At 73.4% G+C, this 17,795-nt stretch carries 16 protein-coding genes; 8 read left to right on the top strand and 8 right to left on the bottom strand.

The genetic code is table 11. The features are described from left to right. Positions 1–3: 3 nt before the first annotated feature. Positions 4–1,137: a recombinase RecA gene (gene recA / locus ABT137_RS36780; RefSeq protein WP_351715538.1), complete on the bottom strand. Its 1,134-nt coding sequence runs from the start codon at positions 1,135–1,137 to the stop codon at positions 4–6. A gap of 536 nt (positions 1,138–1,673) precedes the next feature. Between recA and ABT137_RS36785 the strand changes: the two genes are divergently transcribed. From ABT137_RS36785 to ABT137_RS36800, 4 genes are all read left to right on the top strand, one after another. Further along, positions 1,674–1,949, top strand: coding sequence for a polyprenyl synthetase (locus tag ABT137_RS36785; RefSeq protein WP_351715539.1), 276 nt, complete (start codon positions 1,674–1,676; stop codon positions 1,947–1,949). Further along, positions 1,942–2,994: a polyprenyl synthetase family protein gene (locus ABT137_RS36790; RefSeq protein WP_351715541.1), complete on the top strand. Its 1,053-nt coding sequence runs from the start codon at positions 1,942–1,944 to the stop codon at positions 2,992–2,994. Before ABT137_RS36785 ends, ABT137_RS36790 begins: the two co-directional genes overlap by 8 nt. A gap of 60 nt (positions 2,995–3,054) precedes the next feature. Further along, on the top strand, positions 3,055–4,215 hold the full coding sequence (locus ABT137_RS36795; protein WP_351715543.1) for an oxygenase MpaB family protein: 1,161 nt from the start codon (positions 3,055–3,057) through the stop codon (positions 4,213–4,215). A gap of 100 nt (positions 4,216–4,315) precedes the next feature. Then, on the top strand, positions 4,316–5,119 hold the full coding sequence (locus tag ABT137_RS36800; protein ID WP_351715545.1) for a hypothetical protein: 804 nt from the start codon (positions 4,316–4,318) through the stop codon (positions 5,117–5,119). 74 nt (positions 5,120–5,193) lie between these two features. Here the strand turns inward: ABT137_RS36800 and ABT137_RS36805 are convergent, their stop codons facing one another. Beyond that, positions 5,194–6,474 carry an AI-2E family transporter gene (locus tag ABT137_RS36805; RefSeq protein ID WP_351715547.1) on the bottom strand — a complete coding sequence of 427 codons (1,281 nt, stop codon included), beginning with the start codon at positions 6,472–6,474 and terminating at the stop codon, positions 5,194–5,196. A 60-nt stretch (positions 6,475–6,534) separates the two neighbouring features. Next, a complete protein-coding gene (locus ABT137_RS36810) occupies positions 6,535–6,729 on the bottom strand; it encodes a DUF3046 domain-containing protein (RefSeq protein ID WP_351715548.1) in 195 nt (64 codons plus the stop codon). An 80-nt stretch (positions 6,730–6,809) separates the two neighbouring features. Here ABT137_RS36810 and ABT137_RS36815 point away from each other — a divergent pair, with 80 nt between their 5' ends. Beyond that, positions 6,810–7,754: a hypothetical protein gene (locus ABT137_RS36815; RefSeq protein WP_351715550.1), complete on the top strand. Its 945-nt coding sequence runs from the start codon at positions 6,810–6,812 to the stop codon at positions 7,752–7,754. Positions 7,755–7,762: 8 nt separating this feature from the next. Here ABT137_RS36815 and ABT137_RS36820 read toward each other — a convergent pair whose 3' ends face one another. The 3 genes from ABT137_RS36820 to ABT137_RS36830 are packed head-to-tail and all read right to left on the bottom strand — an operon-like array spanning position 7,763 to position 9,682. Beyond that, positions 7,763–8,071, bottom strand: coding sequence for an AzlD domain-containing protein (locus ABT137_RS36820; protein WP_351715551.1), 309 nt, complete (start codon positions 8,069–8,071; stop codon positions 7,763–7,765). Beyond that, entirely contained in the window at positions 8,068–8,820 is a 753-nt protein-coding gene (locus tag ABT137_RS36825; protein WP_351715553.1) for an AzlC family ABC transporter permease, read from the bottom strand. The genes ABT137_RS36820 and ABT137_RS36825 overlap by 4 nt, the downstream gene beginning before the upstream one ends. A gap of 10 nt (positions 8,821–8,830) precedes the next feature. Continuing rightward, entirely contained in the window at positions 8,831–9,682 is an 852-nt protein-coding gene (locus tag ABT137_RS36830; RefSeq protein WP_351715555.1) for an AraC family transcriptional regulator, read from the bottom strand. 392 nt (positions 9,683–10,074) lie between these two features. Between ABT137_RS36830 and ABT137_RS36835 the strand changes: the two genes are divergently transcribed. Genes ABT137_RS36835 through ABT137_RS36845 form a run of 3 tightly spaced genes read left to right on the top strand, consistent with a single transcriptional unit; the run spans position 10,075 to position 16,751 of the window. Continuing rightward, positions 10,075–15,069, top strand: coding sequence for an ATP-dependent helicase (locus tag ABT137_RS36835; protein WP_351715556.1), 4,995 nt, complete (start codon positions 10,075–10,077; stop codon positions 15,067–15,069). A 48-nt stretch (positions 15,070–15,117) separates the two neighbouring features. Beyond that, positions 15,118–15,954, top strand: a complete 837-nt coding sequence (locus ABT137_RS36840) for an Fpg/Nei family DNA glycosylase (protein WP_351715558.1) — start codon at positions 15,118–15,120, stop codon at positions 15,952–15,954. A 32-nt stretch (positions 15,955–15,986) separates the two neighbouring features. Continuing rightward, positions 15,987–16,751, top strand: coding sequence for an SDR family NAD(P)-dependent oxidoreductase (locus ABT137_RS36845; protein ID WP_351715560.1), 765 nt, complete (start codon positions 15,987–15,989; stop codon positions 16,749–16,751). 289 nt (positions 16,752–17,040) lie between these two features. Here ABT137_RS36845 and ABT137_RS36850 read toward each other — a convergent pair whose 3' ends face one another. Beyond that, a complete protein-coding gene (locus ABT137_RS36850; protein ID WP_351715562.1) occupies positions 17,041–17,208 on the bottom strand; it encodes a hypothetical protein in 168 nt (55 codons plus the stop codon). A gap of 204 nt (positions 17,209–17,412) precedes the next feature. Then, on the bottom strand, positions 17,413–17,787 hold the full coding sequence (locus tag ABT137_RS36855) for a helix-turn-helix domain-containing protein (protein ID WP_189262258.1): 375 nt from the start codon (positions 17,785–17,787) through the stop codon (positions 17,413–17,415). Positions 17,788–17,795 lie beyond the last annotated feature (8 nt).

A 17,795-nucleotide genomic window follows, 5' to 3' on the forward strand; every position in this document is an offset into this window, starting at 1 on the left:
GCGTCAGCTCTTGGCGGTGGCGGCCTTGGGCTTGGTGACCTTGGCGGCGGCCGGGGCGGGCACCGTCTTCGCCGCGTCGTCCGTGGCCGCGGTGGTGGTGACCGCCGCGTCCGCGCCCGGCTCGGCGGCGGGCGTCTCCGGGCGGACACCGACGCCCAGCTTCTCCTTGATCTTCTTCTCGATCTCGTTGGCCAGGTCGGGGTTGTCCTTGAGGAAGTTGCGCGCGTTCTCCTTGCCCTGGCCGAGCTGGTCGCCCTCGTACGTGTACCAGGCGCCGGCCTTGCGGACGAAGCCGTTCTCCACGCCCATGTCGATCAGGCCGCCCTCGCGGCTGATGCCGTGGCCGTAGAGGATGTCGAACTCGGCCTGCTTGAAGGGCGGCGCGACCTTGTTCTTGACGACCTTGACCCGGGTGCGGTTGCCGACCGCCTCGGTGCCGTCCTTCAGGGTCTCGATGCGGCGGATGTCGAGTCGCACCGAGGCGTAGAACTTCAGCGCGCGGCCACCGGTCGTGGTCTCCGGGGAGCCGAACATCACGCCGATCTTCTCGCGGAGCTGGTTGATGAAGATCGCGGTGGTCTTGGACTGGTTGAGCGCGCTGGTGATCTTCCGCAGCGCCTGGCTCATCAGGCGGGCCTGGAGACCGACGTGGCTGTCGCCCATCTCGCCCTCGATCTCCGCGCGCGGGACGAGCGCGGCGACGGAGTCGATGACGATGAGGTCGAGGGCGCCCGAGCGGACCAGCATGTCCACGATCTCAAGGGCCTGCTCGCCGTTGTCCGGCTGGGAGAGGATCAGGTTGTCGATGTCGACGCCGAGCTTCTGCGCGTACTCGGGGTCGAGGGCGTGCTCCGCGTCCACGAACGCGACCTGACCGCCCGCCTTCTGCGCGTTGGCCACGGCGTGCAGGGTCAGGGTCGTCTTGCCGGAGGACTCCGGTCCGTAGATCTCCACGACCCGGCCGCGCGGCAGGCCACCGACACCCAGGGCGACGTCGAGCGCGGTCGACCCGGTCGAGATGACCTCGATGGGCTCCTTCGTCCGGTCGCCCATGCGCATGACCGCGCCCTTGCCGAATTGCCGTTCAATCTGCGCGAGCGCGGCGTCGAGCGCCTTCTCGCGGTCGGTTCCTGCCATGGGTTCCACCCGGTTTGCTTGAGTCGATCGCTTCACGTCAAAGACGCTAACGCCTGCCACTGACAATGCGCCCCGACGCCGGTTCGACCTGTGGATAACTCGGGGATGTCTCCGCCGAAACCATGTCGAACCGCCGCTGGGATCCCCGCCGCGAGTCGTGCCGGAGCCTCCATAAGAATGGATGTTCGATTTTCGTGTCAAGCGCACCACGCGGTACTCCCGCCACTTCCCCGCAGGGTGCTCACCCACCGCTCACCCACCGTTCTCCCACGGGCTCCGGGCAGTGCGCCGCACCGCGACGGGGCGCGCGAGGCGGGACCGGGCGGCGCCCGGGAATCGGGCGTGCGCGGCACGCGGGCGGGAGTGCGCGGCACGCTGGGGGCGGCAGCCGCAAGCGTGACCGCGCCACGGCGATCCGCACCACCCGGCAAGACGTTCACCCGATCGTGAGTTTCCGCCTGCCCGCGCCCGTCGTGCCGCGATGCTCGAAGAGGCGGCCGGGGCGCCGCCTCCGGGTGCCGTGGGTGGGAGAGCGCATGACACGTGAGACGGGACGACGCGGTCTGGACGAGCAGGCCGTGCTGCTGGCGGCGGGGCTGGCCGATCTGGCGGTGAGCACGGTGGGCACCGCCTTCGGGACGTTACGGGGGCTGCTGCGCCGCTCGGACGCCGGCGCGCTGGCGGCGGAGGCCGAGCACGACCTCACCGCACGGGGGCGCCTGGTCCTGGACCGGTACGCGACCGTGCCCCCGGCCCATCTGGAGATCCTCGCCCGGCACGCCCTCGCCCGGCGGACCGCCGCCGATGACTGACCGGTGGGATCCGGCCGCCTTCAAGAACCGCGTCGACGAGGTACTGCGCCGGTTCGTCGCCGAGGAGGCCGGCCTGTTCGCGGCGGTCGACCCGCTCCTGAGCCCGGTGGCCGAGCAGCTGGAGGCGGCGGTCGCGGACGGCAAACGGCTGCGGGCGGCGTTCTGCTACTGGGGCTGGCGTGCGGTGGGCCAGCCGGACAGCGACGCGCTGGTGCGGGCGGCGGCCTCCATGGAACTGGTGCACGCCGCCGCCGTCGTCCACGACGACCTCATCGACGACAGCCCGCTGCGGCACGGCCGCCCCACCCCGCACATCGCCCTGCGTGCCGCCGTACGGGACCGTCCGCGCGCCGACGACACCGCGCGGTCGCTGGCGATGCTCGTGGGCGATCTGCTGATGTCACTGGCCGGGCAGCTGTTCGCGACCTGCGGGCTGCCCGCCGCCTACCTCGCCCGGGCCCGCCCCCTGTGGTCGGTGCTGGCCCGGGAGCTGATCGCGGGCGAGTGCCTGGAGATCCTGCGCACCGGAGCCGGGCCGGACACCACGGCCTCGCTGAAGGTGATCCGCTACAAGACCGCCAAGTACACGGTCGAGCAGCCCCTGTTGATCGGCGGCACCCTGGCCGGGGCCGGCGAGCGGCTGCGCGAGGGGTACTCCGCGTACGGGCTGCCGCTGGGCGAGGCCTTCCAGCTGCGCGACGACCTGCTCGGCCTGTTCGGGGCGCCGGAGCACACCGGCAAGGCCAACGCCGACGACGTACGCGGGCACCGGCCCACCGCCCTGCTCGCGGAGACCTGGCGCCTCGCCCGTGCCGACGACCGGGAGCGGCTGGGCGCGCTGCTCGGCTGCCGTGATCTGGACGCGGACGGACTGGACGCGGTCCGCGAGGTGATGTGCCGGCTCGGGGCACCCGACCGGATCGAGCACATGATCGGCGCGCGGGTCGCGGAAGCGCTCGACGCCCTCCACGGACTGAACGTGCCGGCCCCCGCCGCCGGCGCCCTGACCTCGCTGGCCCACACGGCCGCGGTCCGCCTGTCCTGACCCCACGGCCGACCCGGACGCCACCCGGGATGAACACCCGCGATGACAAGGAGCCCTGCCGTGATGCACACCGAGGCCTCGCTGGACACCCTGCGGCACGCCGGTGACGAACTCGCCGACGCCACGGTCGCCGCACTCTTCGAGCGCGGGGAGGTGGGCACGTTCAACACCCTGATGCGCTACGTCTCCACCGCCGGCGCGCCCCTTCCGGACGGGCTGCCCGAGGTCGCGCGGGAGTACCTGGAGGCCACCCGGGTACCGCCGTCCTGGGTGGACTGGGGCGAGATGGAGAAGGCCCGGCTGTTCTTCATCGACAACAACGTGCACATCTCGACCGCGCTGTCCTTCGCCGCCATGCCCGCCTGTTACGTCGTCCCGCGCGTGGCGAAGCTGCTGTCGGCCACCCACGGACTGAAGTACCCGTCCAAGCGGATGGCGGAGACCGGTCAGTTCACCGTCTACCTCATGCGGCCCGACGCCTTCGAGGCCGGCGGCCGCTTCGTCCCGGCCGCCCAGAAGGTACGCCTGCTGCACGCCTCCATCCGGCACCACCTCAGGCGCGAGAACCGCTGGGACACCGAGGCGCTCGGCACGCCGATCTGCCAGGAGGACATGATCGGCGGGCAGATGTTCTTCTCCATGCTGGTCCTCGACAGCCTGCACCGGCTGGGCATCCACCTGTCCACCGAGGGCGCGGAGGCGTACTACTACGCGTGGCGGGTGGTGGGCGCCATGCTCGGCGTCGACCAGGAGGCCGTCCCGAAGACCCTCGAAGAAGCACGCGCCTTCCTCGATCTCTACATGGTCCGGTACATGGGCCCCTCCGAGGAGGGGGCGGTCCTGACCCGGCAGCTCATCGACCTCTACGAGGAGGTCGTCCCCGGCACCTTCTTCGATCCGATCGTCTCCGCCCTGATCCGCCATCTGGTCGGCGACACCTGCGCCGACTGGCTGGAGGTGCCGCGTACCCCGTGGGACACCGTCGTCAAGGCCGTACCGCACCTCCTCGGCGTTCTGGAGACCATCGAGGACCGCTCGCCGCTGGGCGCCTGGGCCCTGGACCGCCTCGGCCACCTCACCACCGTGCTCGAACTGTCCTCGCTCACCCGTGGCCGCGTCATGCACTACGCCATCCCCGAACACCTCAAGAAGGACTACGGCGTCCCGGGCTCCGTACCCCGCACCCGGCGGTGGACCCCGCCGGCCGCCACGGTCTCCTGATCCCCCCACATCGTCCCGCATCCCTCTACTCCTCAAGGCGTACGGCGGGTGTCTTCGGCCGGACGACGACCGCGCGCACGGGCGCCGGGAGGCTGGGCGTATGTCCTCCTCCCTGAAGAGTCCGCCCCGAAGGCCACCGGCGAACCCGCTGGCCGGGATCCTGACCCGGGTGCGCCCCGCCGAGCGTCTCTGTCACGCGACCGGAGTGATCCTCGTCCTCTCCGGTCTGGCGCATCTGGTGGTGTTCGCGGTCGACGGCGGCCCCTGGTACGGGCCGGTCTCCTGGCGCAAGCCCGTCACGTTCGGGCTCTCCTTCGGGCTGACGCTGATGGCGGTCACCTGGGTCACCTCCTACCTGAGGGTCGGGGAGCGGGTGCGGACCGTCCTGCTGCTCGTGTTCGCCGCCGACTGTGTGGTGGAGGTCGGCGGGATCACCCTGCAGGCGTGGCGCCGGGTGCCCTCGCACCTCGACATGGAGACGCCCTTCGACACCGCGGTGTCCATGATGCTCGCGGTGGGCGGCGGGGTCCTGGTGGTGCTGCTCACCGTCTTCGCGGTGGTGTCCTTCCGGCGCCGGCCGGCCGGTCCGGTGGGCATGGCGCTCGCGGTGCGCTCCGGGTTCGCGGTCCTGCTCGTGGCGCTGGCCTCGGGAGCGGCGATGATCGCGCGCGGGGTGGTGCTCGTCCGGACCGGGCACCAGGAGGCGGCGTACGACTCGACGGCCCCGCTCAAGCCGCTGCACGCGGTCAGCCTGCACGCGGTGCTGGTCCTGCCGGCCCTGGCCTGGCTGCTGTCCCGCACCGCGTGGAGCGAGCAGACCCGGTGGCGGGTCGTGGTGGCGGCGGTGGGCTGCTACGCGGCGGCCGTCGCCGCCGCCGGGGTGTGGGCCGTACTCACCTACTGATCGCGACTCACCTACTGCCGATCGCGACTCGTCTGTCCTACTGATCGCGACTCATCTGCGGATCGCGGCGGCCGTCAGGCCGAGCCCCCCTCGGACTCCGGCTGCTCGGCCGGCCGCTGCCATATCAGGCGCTGCGTCAGGCGCCGCGCGCGCGTGCGCAGCCCGGGGCCGCCCGTGCCGCGCCGGCGCTGCCCGTGCACCCGTGGGTCGTCCGTGACGTCGTACCGCTTCACGTAGGCGCTCAGGAACGCCTGGAGCGTCGCGACCGCCGGGATGGCGATCAGCGCACCGACGGCGCCGAGGAGCGCGGTGCCCGCGATGACCGAGCCGAAGGCGACCGCCGGGTGGATGTCGACCGACTTGGAGGTCAGCTTGGGCTGGAGCATGTAGTTCTCGAACTGCTGGTAGATCACGACGAACACCAGCACCCACACCGCGTACAGCGGGTTGACGGTGAACGCGATCAGCATCGGCAGCGCGCCCGCGAGATAGGTGCCGATGGTGGGGATGAACTGCGAGACCAGCCCCACCCACACGCCCAGCACGGGCGCGTACGGCACGCCGAGGGCCTCCAGCAGGATGTAGTGCGCGATCCCGGAGATCAGCGCCATCACGCCGCGCGAGTACAGGTAGCCGCCGGTCTTGTCGACGGCGATCTCCCACGCGCGCAGCACCTCGGCCTGGCGTGCGGGCGGCAGCACGGAGCACAGGGTGCGGCGCAGCCGGGGGCCGTCGGCGGCGAAGTAGAAGGCGAACAGCGTGATCGTCAGCAGCTGGAAGAGGCCGCCCAGCACCTGCCCGGACACGTCGAGCGCACCGGCCGCGCTGTTCTGCGCGTACTTGCGCAGCCAGTCGGAGTGCAGCAGGCCCTCCTGGACGTCGACCCGCTTCAGTTCGGTGTGGAAGCTGTGGTTGACCCAGTTGATGACCGAGTCCAGGTAGTCGGGGAAGTCTTCGACGATCTTGATGATCTGTCCGGCCAGCATCGAGCCGAGCAGCGTGATGAACCCCGCGACGGCGATCGCCAGGCCGAGGAAGACCAGGAAGGTCGCGAACCCGCGGCGCATGCCGCGGGAGGCCATCCAGCTCACCGCGGGCTCGATGGCGAGCGCCAGGAAGAACGCGATGAGGATGTTGATCAGCAGTCCGGTGAGCTGGTGGAAGGCCCAGCTGCCCAGCTGGAAGGCGGCGACGAGGGCGAGTGCCAGCACCATGGCGCGCGGCAGCCAGCGCGGCATGCGGGCGCCCGGTGCTGCGGCGCCGGCGGCCGGTGATCCGGCGCGCGGCGTCGTGTCGACCGTGTCGACCGGGGATGCGTCCTGGACGGTCCGCCCGTCCTCGTCAGTGGATGCCACGGTGCAAGTCTCACCCACGCCACTGACAACGCGTGGCCCGTATCCGATCTTCGTGCACGGTCAGCGCCTCTCCCCCGGAACGTTCATGACCGTGCAGACCACGCGCCACACGTCCTTGGCCGCCCAGCCGGCGTCCAGCGCCTCGTGCACCGTCAGCCCGCCGAGCTCCGTCATCACATGATCGCGTGCGAAGGTGTCGGCGTACCCGGAACCGAAGTGTTCCGCCATCCGCTGCCAGAAAACCGTCAACCGCATGAAACCAGTATCCCGCCCCTGAGAGTGGGCCCTGCCCGGGAGCGCCTGCCGAGACCGCTTTCCGCCCTACGGTCTTGCGCATGGCCGAAACCGGAGCTTCCCCACTCCCCCCTACGCCCCCGGCGCACTCCCCGCTCTTCCGCGCCGAACAGTTCATGTGGCTCACCGCGCGCGTGCTGGAGCAGCGTCTCTTCTCGTACCACTTCCTGAACGGCGGCCCCGATCCGGTGGAGACCGCGCTGGACGCCTACCGCAACGAGGACGGTGGCTATGGACACGCGCTGGAGCCCGATCTGCGCGGCCCGGTGAGCCAGCCGCTGCACACCGGGCACGCGCTGCGGGTCCTGGACGCCATCGGGCGGTGCGGCGGGCAGCGGGTGGAGCGCGTGTGCCGCTATCTGACGGCGGTCTCCACTGCGGACGGGGCACTGCCGGCGGTCCGTCCCAGTCAGCGCGGCTATCCGGCGGCACCCTTCGTCCCGATCGTCGACGACCCGCCCAGCGAGCTCCTCGCCACCGGTCCGGTGGTGGGCCTGCTGCACCGCAACGAGGTCTGGCACGCGTGGCTGTTCCGGGCCACCGACTTCTGCTGGCAGGCGATCGAGTACCTGGAGAAGTCGCACCCCTACGAGATCGAGGCCGCGGTCGCCTTCCTGGACACGGTGCCCGACCGCTCGCGCGCGGAGGCGGTCGCCGACCGGCTGGGCCGCCTGGTGCGCGAGCAGCGTCTGGCCGCGCTGGACCCCGAGCACCTCGACGCGTACCCGGTCGCACCCGGCTACGCCCCGCGCGAGCACCACTTCCCGCACGACTTCGCGAAGTCTCCGGACTCGCTCGCGCGCGGGTGGTTCACCGACGAGGAGATGACCCGCTCGCTCGACTTCCTCACCGCCGAACAGGAGGCGGACGGCGGCTGGCCGATCCGCTGGCGCCCGTGGGCACCGGCCGCCGTCCTGGAGGCCCGCCCCAGGGTGACGATCGAGGCCCTGCAGACGCTCAGGGCGTACGGCCGCTCCGTGGGGTGACGGAAGTCTCAGCCGGTGACGGCACGCAGCCCCGCCGTGACCGCCACGGCGACCCCGACGACGACCAGGAAGGGCGCCCGCAGTACCAGCGCCACGGCGGCCGCCCCGAGGCCCGCGGCCCGGGCGTCCAGCACGAGCGCGTGCCCGTCGGCGAACGTCTGCTGGGCCGTGAGGGCGGCGAGCAGGGCCACGGGCAGCAGGGCGGCCAGCCGTCGCACCACCGGCCGCTCCAGCACGCCCGCGGGAACCAGCAGTCCGGCGAGCTTGACGGCGTAGCAGCCGAGGGCGGTCGCGCCGATCGCGATCCAGAAGTTCACCGGGTCTCCTCGGGCGCCTCGTCGCGGGTACGGTCACGGCCCGACCGGCGGCCGGAGACGAACAGGGCGGCCGGTGCCGCCAGCGCGGCCACCAGGACCGGCACCCCGGCCGGCAGCACGGGCAGCAGGCCGAGCCCCAGCAGCACCGCGAGGGCGGCGACCGCGCGGTCGGTCGTGGTCTTCAGCATGGGGGCGAGCAGGGCCAGGAAGACGGCGGGTCCGGCCGCGTCCAGGCCCCAGGTGCCGGTGTCCCCGACGGCCTTGGCGCCGAGCGCGCCGACCAGGGTGGTGAGGTTCCACAGCACGTACAGGCTGAGTCCGGTGACGGTGAAGCCGATCCGGGCGGCGCGCCGCGTCGGCTGGGCCAGGGTGACCGCAGTGGTCTCGTCGATCACCCACTGGGCGGCGAACGGCCGCACCGCGCGCGGGAGGGCCAGCACCTGCGAGAGGCGCAGCCCGTAGAACGCGTTGCGCACCCCGAGGAAGAAGGCGCCGGCCGCCGCGGTGAACGGGTTGCCACCGGCCGCGAGCGCGCCGACCAGGGCGAACTGGGAGGCGCCGGTGAACACCAGGAGGCTGAGCGCGCAGGTCTGGAGCAGACCGAGCCCGCTGCCGGCCGAGGTCACCCCGAAGGCGAACCCGGAGAGTCCCACGGCGACCCCGACCCCGAGGGCGTCCCTGACGACGGCGGAGTCGGGCTTCGGGCCGCCTTCGTCGCGTATGTCTGCGAGTGCTGTCTGTTGTGCCACGCCCGGGACGCTACGGGCGGCCGTCCCGCGTGTCTTGTACGTTCTTGCGCTCGCGCTGGTAGGCGCCCGGCGGGACGCCGACGATCCGGGCGAAGTGCCGGTTGAGGTGCGGCTGGTCGGTGAAGCCCACCGCGACGGCCGCCTCTGCGGGTGCCGTGCCGGCGTCCAGCAGCAGCCGGGCGCGACGCACCCGGGCGTCGGTCAGCCAGGTGTGCGGGGGCATGCCGTAGGCGTCGCGGAACGCCCGCAGCAGCGCGAAGGGGCTGGTGCCGAGGTCGGTGGCGAGCCGCTCCAGGGTCGGCGGCTCGGCCATCCGCTCCTCCAGCACCGCACGCGCGCGTGCGGCGAGCCGGGCGCCGGCGGTACGGACCTGCCGCTGCGGCAGCGGGCCGCCGTTCAGCCGCAGCAGCCGGGTGACCACCACCCTCAGCAGGGTGTCGGCGGCGAGCGCGTTGCCCTCGTCGGCGGCGCGCAGCACCCGGTGGACGAGAGCACCGCTGTACGGGTCGTCGAGCACCGGGCTGACGAAGCCGGGGGTGCCCCGGATCCCGGTGGTCTCGGCGGCGATCCCCGCCACCAGGTCCGGGGCCGGGTAGACAGCGCCGTACCGCCAGCCCTCGGGCACCCCGGCCCGCCCGGTGTGCGGGGTGTCCGGGTTGACCAGCGCGAGCGCCCCCGCCCCCGCCGACACGTCGGAGCCCCGATGGTGGAAGACCTCGACGCCGTCCGCGATGGCGGCGATCACGAAGTGCTCGTGGGTGTGCCGGACGAACGTCTTGCGGACGTACCGGGCACGCAGCAGATCAACACCGGGCAACGCCTCGTACCGCCAGTGCCGCGCCCGCTCCTCCGATCCCGCCATACGCCCATTGTCGACCGCCCCACCCCACCGGACCGCCCTCGGCCACTGCCCCGCTCCCCGCCTCCCACCCGGCCACCCGGCGTGGCCACCATTCCGCCCGGCCCCCGGAACTGGCACCCGCCTGCCGACTCTCCTGAGCCGCTGTCCCCGTCCGGCTCTCCTCGGCCACCATCCCGCCCTGCCGCCCGGCACGGCCACCGCCCCCGCCCGGCCCCTTCGCGCACCGCCGACGGCGAATCCGCCCCACAGGGGCCACCCGCACCCGACGACGAAACCGTCACGAGTGGTGCGGGTAGGAACACAATCGCCGAAGGCGAAGCCGAGGCCTCTCGGTCCCCCCACGTCTCCGCAGGTCAGACCCGCTTGTCAGTGGCCGGGTGCAGGATGGACGCATGGCGAAATCCGCACACCGGGCCCTCGACGGCTTCTCCCCCGCGACCCGCGGCTGGTTCACGGGGGCGTTTTCCGCGCCCACGGCGGCCCAGGCGGGCGCGTGGCAGGCCATCGGCGCGGGTTCGGACGTGCTGGTGGTCGCCCCGACCGGCTCCGGCAAGACGCTGGCCGCCTTCCTCGCCGCCCTGGACCAGCTGGCCGCCACCCCGCCCCCGGCCGACCCGAAGAAGCGCTGCCGCGTGCTGTACGTGTCACCGCTCAAGGCACTCGCGGTCGACGTCGAGCGGAACCTGCGCAGCCCCCTGACCGGCATCCGCCAGGAGTCCGTCCGGCTCGGCATGCCCGAGCCGGAGGTGCGGGTCGGCATCCGCTCCGGCGACACCCCGGCCGCCGAGCGCCGCGCCCTGTCCACCCGCCCGCCGGACATCCTGATCACCACCCCGGAGTCCCTGTTCCTGATGCTGACGTCGGCCACGCGCGACGCGCTGACCGGCATCGAGACGGTGATCCTGGACGAGGTGCACGCGGTCGCCGGCACCAAGCGCGGCGCGCACCTCGCGCTCTCCCTGGAGCGGCTGGACGAGCTGCTGCCGGCGCCTGCCCGCCGGATCGGCCTGTCGGCGACGGTCCGCCCGGTCGACGAGGTGGCCCGCTACCTCTCGCCGCGCCGCAAGGTGGAGATCGTCCAGCCGAAGTCCGGCAAGGAGTTCGACCTCTCCGTCGTCGTCCCGGTGGAGGACATGGGAGAGCTGGGCGGCTCCCCGGCCACCGACGGCAGCGAGGGCGCGGAGAAGCCGTCGATCTGGCCGCATGTGGAGGAGCGGATCGCCGACCTGGTGCAGGCCCACCGCTCGACGATCGTGTTCGCGAACTCCCGCCGCCTGGCGGAGCGGCTGTGCAACCGGCTCAACGAGATCGCCTACGAGCGCGTGACCGGCGAGCCCCTGGACGAGCACCACTCCCCGGCCGAGCTGATGGGCGGCTCGGGCGCGGCCCAGGGCGCCCCGCCGGTCCTCGCCCGCGCGCACCACGGCTCGGTCTCCAAGGAGCAGCGCGCGCTGGTCGAGGAGGACCTGAAGGCCGGCCGGCTGCCTGCCGTGGTGGCCACCTCCAGTCTCGAACTGGGCATCGACATGGGCGCGGTGGACCTGGTCGTCCAGGTCGAGTCCCCGCCGTCGGTCGCCTCCGGTCTGCAGCGCGTCGGCCGTGCGGGACACCAGGTCGGCGCGGTCTCCACCGGCGTGGTCTTCCCCAAGTACCGGGGCGACCTGGTGCAGGCGGCCGTGGTCACCGAGCGGATGCGCACCGGCTCCATCGAGTCCCTGAAGGTCCCCGCCAACCCGCTCGACGTCCTCGCCCAGCAGCTCGTGGCGATGACCTCGCTGGACACCTGGCAGGTCGACGACCTGCTGGCCACCGTCCGCCGCGCGGCCCCCTTCGCCGCGCTCCCGGAGTCGGCGTTCACCGCGGTCCTCGACATGCTCGCGGGCCGCTACCCGTCGGACGCGTTCGCGGAGCTGCGCCCGCGCGTGGTCTGGGACCGGGTGGCGGGGACGGTCACCGGCCGTCCGGGCGCCCAGCGGCTCGCCGTCACCTCGGGCGGCACGATCCCCGACCGCGGCCTCTTCGGCGTCTTCCTGGCCGGCGCCGACCCGAAGAAGGGCGGCGGCCGGGTCGGCGAGCTGGACGAGGAGATGGTGTACGAGTCCCGGGTGGGCGATGTGTTCACCCTGGGCACCAGCTCCTGGCGGATCGAGGACATCACCCGCGACCGCGTCCTGGTCTCCCCCGCCCCCGGTGTCCCGGGTCGTCTGCCCTTCTGGAAGGGCGACCAGCTGGGCCGCCCGCTCGAACTGGGCCGCGCGGTCGGCGCGTTCCTGCGCGAGGTCGGCGCGCTCCCCAAGGACGACGCCCGGCTGCGCCTCCTCGCGGCGGGCCTGGACGCCTGGGCGGCGGACAACGTGCTGTCGTACCTGGACGAACAGCGCGAGGCCTGCGGCCACGTCCCGGACGACCGGACGATCGTCGTGGAGCGCTTCCGCGACGAGCTGGGCGACTGGCGGGTCGTCGTGCACTCCCCTTTCGGCGCCCAGGTGCACGCCCCCTGGGCGCTCGCCCTCGGTGCCCGGCTGTCCGAGCGGTACGGCATGGACGCCCAGGTCATGCATGCCGACGACGGCATCGTGCTGCGGCTTCCGGACGCCGACCTGATGGGCCTCGACCTGCTCGACCAGGCCCCGGCGCAGGCCGGTACGGAGTACGACTCCGAACAGGCCCCCGTGGGCGCGGCGGACGTCGCCTTCGACAAGGGCGAGGTCGACCAGATCGTCACCGACCAGGTCGGCGGCTCGGCCCTGTTCGCCTCCCGCTTCCGCGAATGCGCCGCCCGCGCACTCCTGCTGCCGCGCCGCAGCCCCGGCAAGCGCACCCCGCTCTGGCAGCAGCGTCAGCGCGCCGCCCAACTGCTCCAGGTGGCCAGCGAGTTCGGTTCGTTCCCGATCGTCCTGGAGGCGGTCCGCGAGTGCCTCCAGGACGTCTTCGACGTCCCCGGGCTCGTCGAGCTGATGGGCGACCTGGAATCGCGCAAGGTCCGCCTGGTCGAGGTCACCACCCCGGAGCCGTCCCCGTTCGCCCGTTCCCTTCTCTTCGGGTACGTCGCCCAGTTCCTGTACGAGGGTGACTCCCCGCTCGCCGAGCGCCGCGCGGCCGCGCTCTCCCTGGACTCCCGGCTGCTGGCGGAGCTGCTGGGCCAGGCGGAGCTGCGGGAGCTGCTCGACGCGGAGGTGCTGACCGAGCTGGAGCGCGAGCTGCAGTGGCTGGCCGAGGACCGCCGGATCAAGGACCCGGAGGGCGTCGCCGACGTGCTGCGGATGCTCGGACCGCTCACGGACGCCGAGTTGGTGGAGCGGGGCGCCGAGCCGCAGTGGGCCGCGGAGTTGGCGGGCGCCCGGCGGGCCATCAAGGTCCGGATCGCCGGTGCCGATCACTGGGTGGCGATCGAGGACGCGGGCCGGCTGCGCGACGCCCTCGGCACCGCACTGCCCGTCGGCGTCCCCGAGGCCTTCACCGAGCCCGTGAAGGACCCGCTCGGCGATCTCCTCGCGCGGTACGCGCGCACCCACGGCCCGTTCACGTCGGCCACCGCGGCCGCCCGCTTCGGGCTCGGGGTGGCGGTCACGGAGGGCGCGTTGCAGCGGCTCGCCGCGGGCGGGCGGGTGGTGCAGGGCGAGTTCCATCCGGCGGGCATCGGCCAGGAGTGGTGCGACGCAACGGTACTGCGCAGGCTGCGCCGCCGTTCGCTGGCCGCGCTCCGGCACGAGCTGGAGCCGGTGGCACCGGCCGCGCTCGCCCAGTTCCTGCCGCAGTGGCAGCACATCGGCAAGGGACACGGGCTGCGCGGCGTGGACGGACTGGTGCGCGCCGTGGAGCAGCTGCAGGGCGCGTCCGTTCCGGCGTCGGCGCTGGAGAAGCTGGTCCTGCCGTCGCGCGTGGCGAACTACTCGCCCGCGATGCTCGACGAACTCACCGCGGCCGGCGAGCTCGTGTGGGCCGGCGCGGGTGCCCTGCCCGGCAAGGACGGCTGGGTCTCCCTGTATCTGGCGGACGCGGCCCCCGTGCTGCTCCCGCCGCCGCACCCGCTGGAGCTCACCGCCCTCCACCAGTCCGTCCTCGACGCCCTCTCGGGGGGCTACGGCCTGTTCTTCCGTCAGATCGCCGACCAGGTCCGCGCCACCACGCACCCCGACGCCACCGATCCCCAACTGGCCGACGCCGTCTGGGACCTGGCCTGGTCCGGGCGGCTCACCAACGACACGCTGGCTCCCATGCGCTCCCTGCTCGGGTCGGGCCGTACCGCCGGCTCCACCGCCCACCGCGCCAAGCGCGCCGTCCCGCGCGGCCGCTACGGCTCCCTGACGGCCGCCGCCCGCCCCGCCTCCCGTACCGGCCCGCCGACCGTGGCCGGGCGCTGGTCCCTGCTGCCGCAGCGCGAGCCGGACACCACCGTGCGCGCCCACGCCCTGGCCCGCACCCTCCTCGACCGGCACGGGGTGGTGACCCGGGGCGCGGTCGCGGCGGAGGGCGTGGAGGGCGGCTTCTCGGCGGTGTACCGGATCCTGTCGGCCTTCGAGGAGAGCGGCCAGGCACGCCGGGGTTACGTCGTGGAGGGCCTGGGCGCGGCCCAGTTCGCGATGGACGGCGCGGTCGACCGACTGCGCGCGGTGTCCAACGCCCGCGAGCGGGGCGAGGCCCTGCCGGGCAGCGGCTTCGGAACCACCGGAGCCACCGGTGCCTCGGCGTTCGCCGACCCGAACGGCGGCCACAGCACCGCCGCCCCCGGTGAACCCCTCGACTCCCTCGACTCCCTCGATCCCCTCGGCCCCTTCGACGCGGCCGGCTTCCCCGACTTGGACGGCGACTTCACCTGGCCGCCCGAGCCGCCCACCGCCCCGGGCGACTACGTCTCCCCCAAGGACCTCGCCCCCGCCGACCCGTTCGCCGCCCCCGGCTACGGCGGCCCCCGAGGCGGCGGCCCCGCGAACCCCTACGGCCCGAACCCCTACGCCTACGGCAATCACCGCACCAGCACCCCCGCCGCCCCCGACCCCAGAGCCGTGGTCCTCGCCGCCGCCGACCCGGCGAACGCCTACGGTGCCGCCCTCCCCTGGCCCGAACCCCCGACCGGCGCCGGGCACAAACCGGGCCGCAAGGCGGGCTCGCTGGTGGTCCTGGTCGACGGCGAGCTGACGCTCTACATGGAGCGGGGTGGCAAGACCCTGCTGGCCTGGCCCGCCGCCCCGGACACGGCCGCCACCGACGACACCCGGCTCTGCACGGCGGCGGAGGCCCTCGCGGCGGCCGCCCGCGCGGGCACCCTCGGCACGGTGACGGTGGAGCGCGTCAACGGCGCCTCGGCCCTGACCTCCCCGCTGGGCACTCTCCTGGAGGGAGCGGGCTTCATCGCGACCCCGCGCGGCCTGCGCCTACGGGCGTGAAGCACGGTGCGCGCCTCACCGCCCGTCCCCTCGTGCCACCCTTGACCCATGCCCGAAGGTGACACGGTCTGGCAGGCCGCGAGGCGCCTGCACGACGCGCTCGCCGGCCAGGTGCTGACCCGCAGCGACTTCCGGGTGCCCAAGTACGCCACGGTCGACCTCAGCGGCCGCAGGGTCCTCGACACCACCCCGCGCGGCAAGCACCTGCTCACCCGTTTCGAGGGCGGCCTGACCCTGCACACGCACCTGCGGATGGAGGGCGCGTGGAAGGTCTACGGCACCGGTGAGCGCTGGCGGGGCGGTCCCGCGCACCAGATCCGGGCGGTCCTCTCCACCGTCGACCACACGGCCGTCGGATACCGACTCCAGGTCCTGGAGTTCCTGCGCACCGGCGAGGAGGAGCGCACCGTGGGCCACCTCGGCCCCGACCTGCTGGGCCCCGACTGGAACCCCGACAGCGCCCTCGCCAACCTCCTCTCGGACCCCGCCCGCCCGCTCGGCGAGGCCCTGCTCGACCAGCGCAACCTCGCCGGGATCGGCAACATCTACAAGAGCGAGCTCTGCTTCCTGATCGGCGCGACCCCCTGGCTCCCGGTCGGCGCCCTCCCCGCCGAGCGCGCCGCGATCCTCCCCGGCCTGGCCCAGCGTCTCCTGGAGGCCAACCGCGACCGCGTGGTCCGCCGGACCACCGGCCTGCGCGACCACGACCTCTACGTCTACGGCCGGGCACCCCGCCCCTGTCTGCGCTGCCGCACCCCGATCCGGCTCGCCGACCAGGGCGACGGCTCCCGCGAGCGCCCCACCTACTGGTGCCCCACCTGCCAGACCGGCCCGGCCCCGGGTTCCCGGCGCGCCCACGGAACCCGCCCCCGCACAACTGATTGACGACCCGTCAGAAACGCTCGTACCGTCCCTTCATGTCCCTCAAGGCGTACGACCTCACCGGACGCACCGCATTCGTCACCGGCGCCGCCGGCGGCATCGGCCGGGCGTCCGCCGTGCTGCTCGCCGAGGCGGGCGCGACCGTGCACTGTGCCGACCGGGACGCGGACGGCCTGCACGAGACGGCGACCCTGATCAAGGACTGCGGCGGCACCGCCCGCACCCACGTCCTCGACGTCACCGACCGGGCACGGCTGGGGCAGGCCGTGCGGTCCTGCGGGCGGCTGGACGTGATGGCGGCGATCGCCGGGATCATGCACCGCAGCCCGGTCCTGGAGACCAGGGACGAGGACCTCGACCGGGTGCTGGGTGTCAACTTCAAGGGCGTGCTGTACGCCTGCCAGGAGGCGGCCCGGCTGATGCTGGCCGGGCGGAGCGGGGGCAGCATCATCACCATGGCCTCCGGCGCCATCGACACCGGCGGCCCCGGCCTGCTCTGCTACGGCGCGGCCAAGGCGGCCGTGGTCCAGCTGACCAAGACGCTCGCCAACGAGGTCGGCCGGCAGGGCATCCGCGTCAACGCGGTCGCCCCGGGCTGGACCCGCACCCCCATGACCGACCGCGACGACAGCGCGGAGCAGCAGCAGACGGAGGCCCGGATGGCCCGGATGTCGCCGCTGGGCCGGGTCGGCGAGGCGGCGGACGTCGCACACGCCGTGCTCTACCTGGCCTCCGACGCCTCCTCGTTCACGACGGGCCAGATCCTGCGCCCGAACGGAGGGGTGGCGATGCCCTGGTAGCCCCCTGGGTCCGCCAGGCCGTCCGCCAGCGCGCCGGCCCCAGGGCCCCCGCCGCCCGGGCCCTCGGCACACAGTTCACCGGCAGCAGGCTCAGTCCCCACCCGCCGGCCGCCACGGTCCCTTCCAGCGCCCCGGCGCCGTCGGCGAACGTGATCCGCAGCACGGCCCACCACCACACCGCCGCGAACCCCAACGCAACCCCCCAGCGCACTATCCGCCCCACCATGGCCGTCACCTCCAGCCGGACGCTAGAACGCCGCCCGGCCCACCGGGGAGGCGCACCGAGGGCTCACGGATGCAACGGCCGCGGACCGGCCGGACGCCGCTGTCGGCGGCCACGGTGGCCGTCGCGCGCCCGTCGGGCGGGACGCCCGGCGCCGATCCGTGCTCCGCCCTGCACCGCCTCGGCCACGGTCTTCGGGTCCGCGTCGGACAGCGGGCTCTTCACGACGTACATGCGTTGTCTCCGGTCGTCGGCCCCCTGTCATGTCCCTCCACCATGACCGGGCCCGTGGATACCGGCAAATGGACGCATCCCGTCCACAGGCGCACGAAAGCCCCGGCCGCACCTTCCCGGGTCTCCCGGGAGGGCCCCGGCCGGGGCCTCACGCACTTCTTCGACGCCAGGTCGGCGCCGCGTCGGTCTACATCCGCGCAGGCGTCACGCGGCGACCACGTCCACCGCCTCGGCGGGCGCCTTGATGGTCACCCGTTCCGGTGGCACGCCGGTCACCGAGACGGTACCCAGCATCGGGCGAACCGGCGTGGGCACGGGCTCGGTGGCCCGGGCGGACTGGGCCAGCTCGGCGAGGGCGAGCTCGTCGCTCACTTCTCGCATGAGCTCGGACATCCGTACGTCCAGCGCGTCGCAGATGGCGGAGAGCAGCTCGGAGGAAGCCTCCTTCTGCCCCCGCTCCACCTCGGAGAGATAGCCGAGTGAGACTCGGGCGGACGAGGAGACTTCGCGCAGAGTACGGCCCTGGCGCTGGCGCTGCCGACGCAGCACGTCACCCAGCAGGCGACGGAGCAGAATCATCGGTGGCT

Source organism: Streptomyces sp. NPDC001980, assembly GCF_040296885.1.
In the GTDB taxonomy this organism is placed as follows: domain Bacteria; phylum Actinomycetota; class Actinomycetes; order Streptomycetales; family Streptomycetaceae; genus Streptomyces.

Bases quoted from the DNA above. Each gene is read 5' to 3' on its own strand.
- recA (WP_351715538.1), bottom strand. From the start codon at position 1,137: ATGGCAGGAACCGACCGCGAGAAGGCGCTCGACGCCGCGCTCGCGCAG.
- ABT137_RS36785 (WP_351715539.1), top strand. From the start codon at position 1,674: ATGACACGTGAGACGGGACGACGCGGTCTGGACGAGCAGGCCGTGCTG.
- ABT137_RS36790 (WP_351715541.1), top strand. From the start codon at position 1,942: ATGACTGACCGGTGGGATCCGGCCGCCTTCAAGAACCGCGTCGACGAG.
- ABT137_RS36800 (WP_351715545.1), top strand. From the start codon at position 4,316: ATGTCCTCCTCCCTGAAGAGTCCGCCCCGAAGGCCACCGGCGAACCCG.
- ABT137_RS36810 (WP_351715548.1), bottom strand. From the start codon at position 6,729: ATGCGGTTGACGGTTTTCTGGCAGCGGATGGCGGAACACTTCGGTTCC.
- ABT137_RS36815 (WP_351715550.1), top strand. From the start codon at position 6,810: ATGGCCGAAACCGGAGCTTCCCCACTCCCCCCTACGCCCCCGGCGCAC.
- ABT137_RS36830 (WP_351715555.1), bottom strand. From the start codon at position 9,682: ATGGCGGGATCGGAGGAGCGGGCGCGGCACTGGCGGTACGAGGCGTTG.
- ABT137_RS36835 (WP_351715556.1), top strand. From the start codon at position 10,075: ATGGCGAAATCCGCACACCGGGCCCTCGACGGCTTCTCCCCCGCGACC.
- ABT137_RS36840 (WP_351715558.1), top strand. From the start codon at position 15,118: ATGCCCGAAGGTGACACGGTCTGGCAGGCCGCGAGGCGCCTGCACGAC.
- ABT137_RS36845 (WP_351715560.1), top strand. From the start codon at position 15,987: ATGTCCCTCAAGGCGTACGACCTCACCGGACGCACCGCATTCGTCACC.
- ABT137_RS36850 (WP_351715562.1), bottom strand. From the start codon at position 17,208: ATGTACGTCGTGAAGAGCCCGCTGTCCGACGCGGACCCGAAGACCGTG.
- ABT137_RS36855 (WP_189262258.1), bottom strand. From the start codon at position 17,787: ATGATTCTGCTCCGTCGCCTGCTGGGTGACGTGCTGCGTCGGCAGCGC.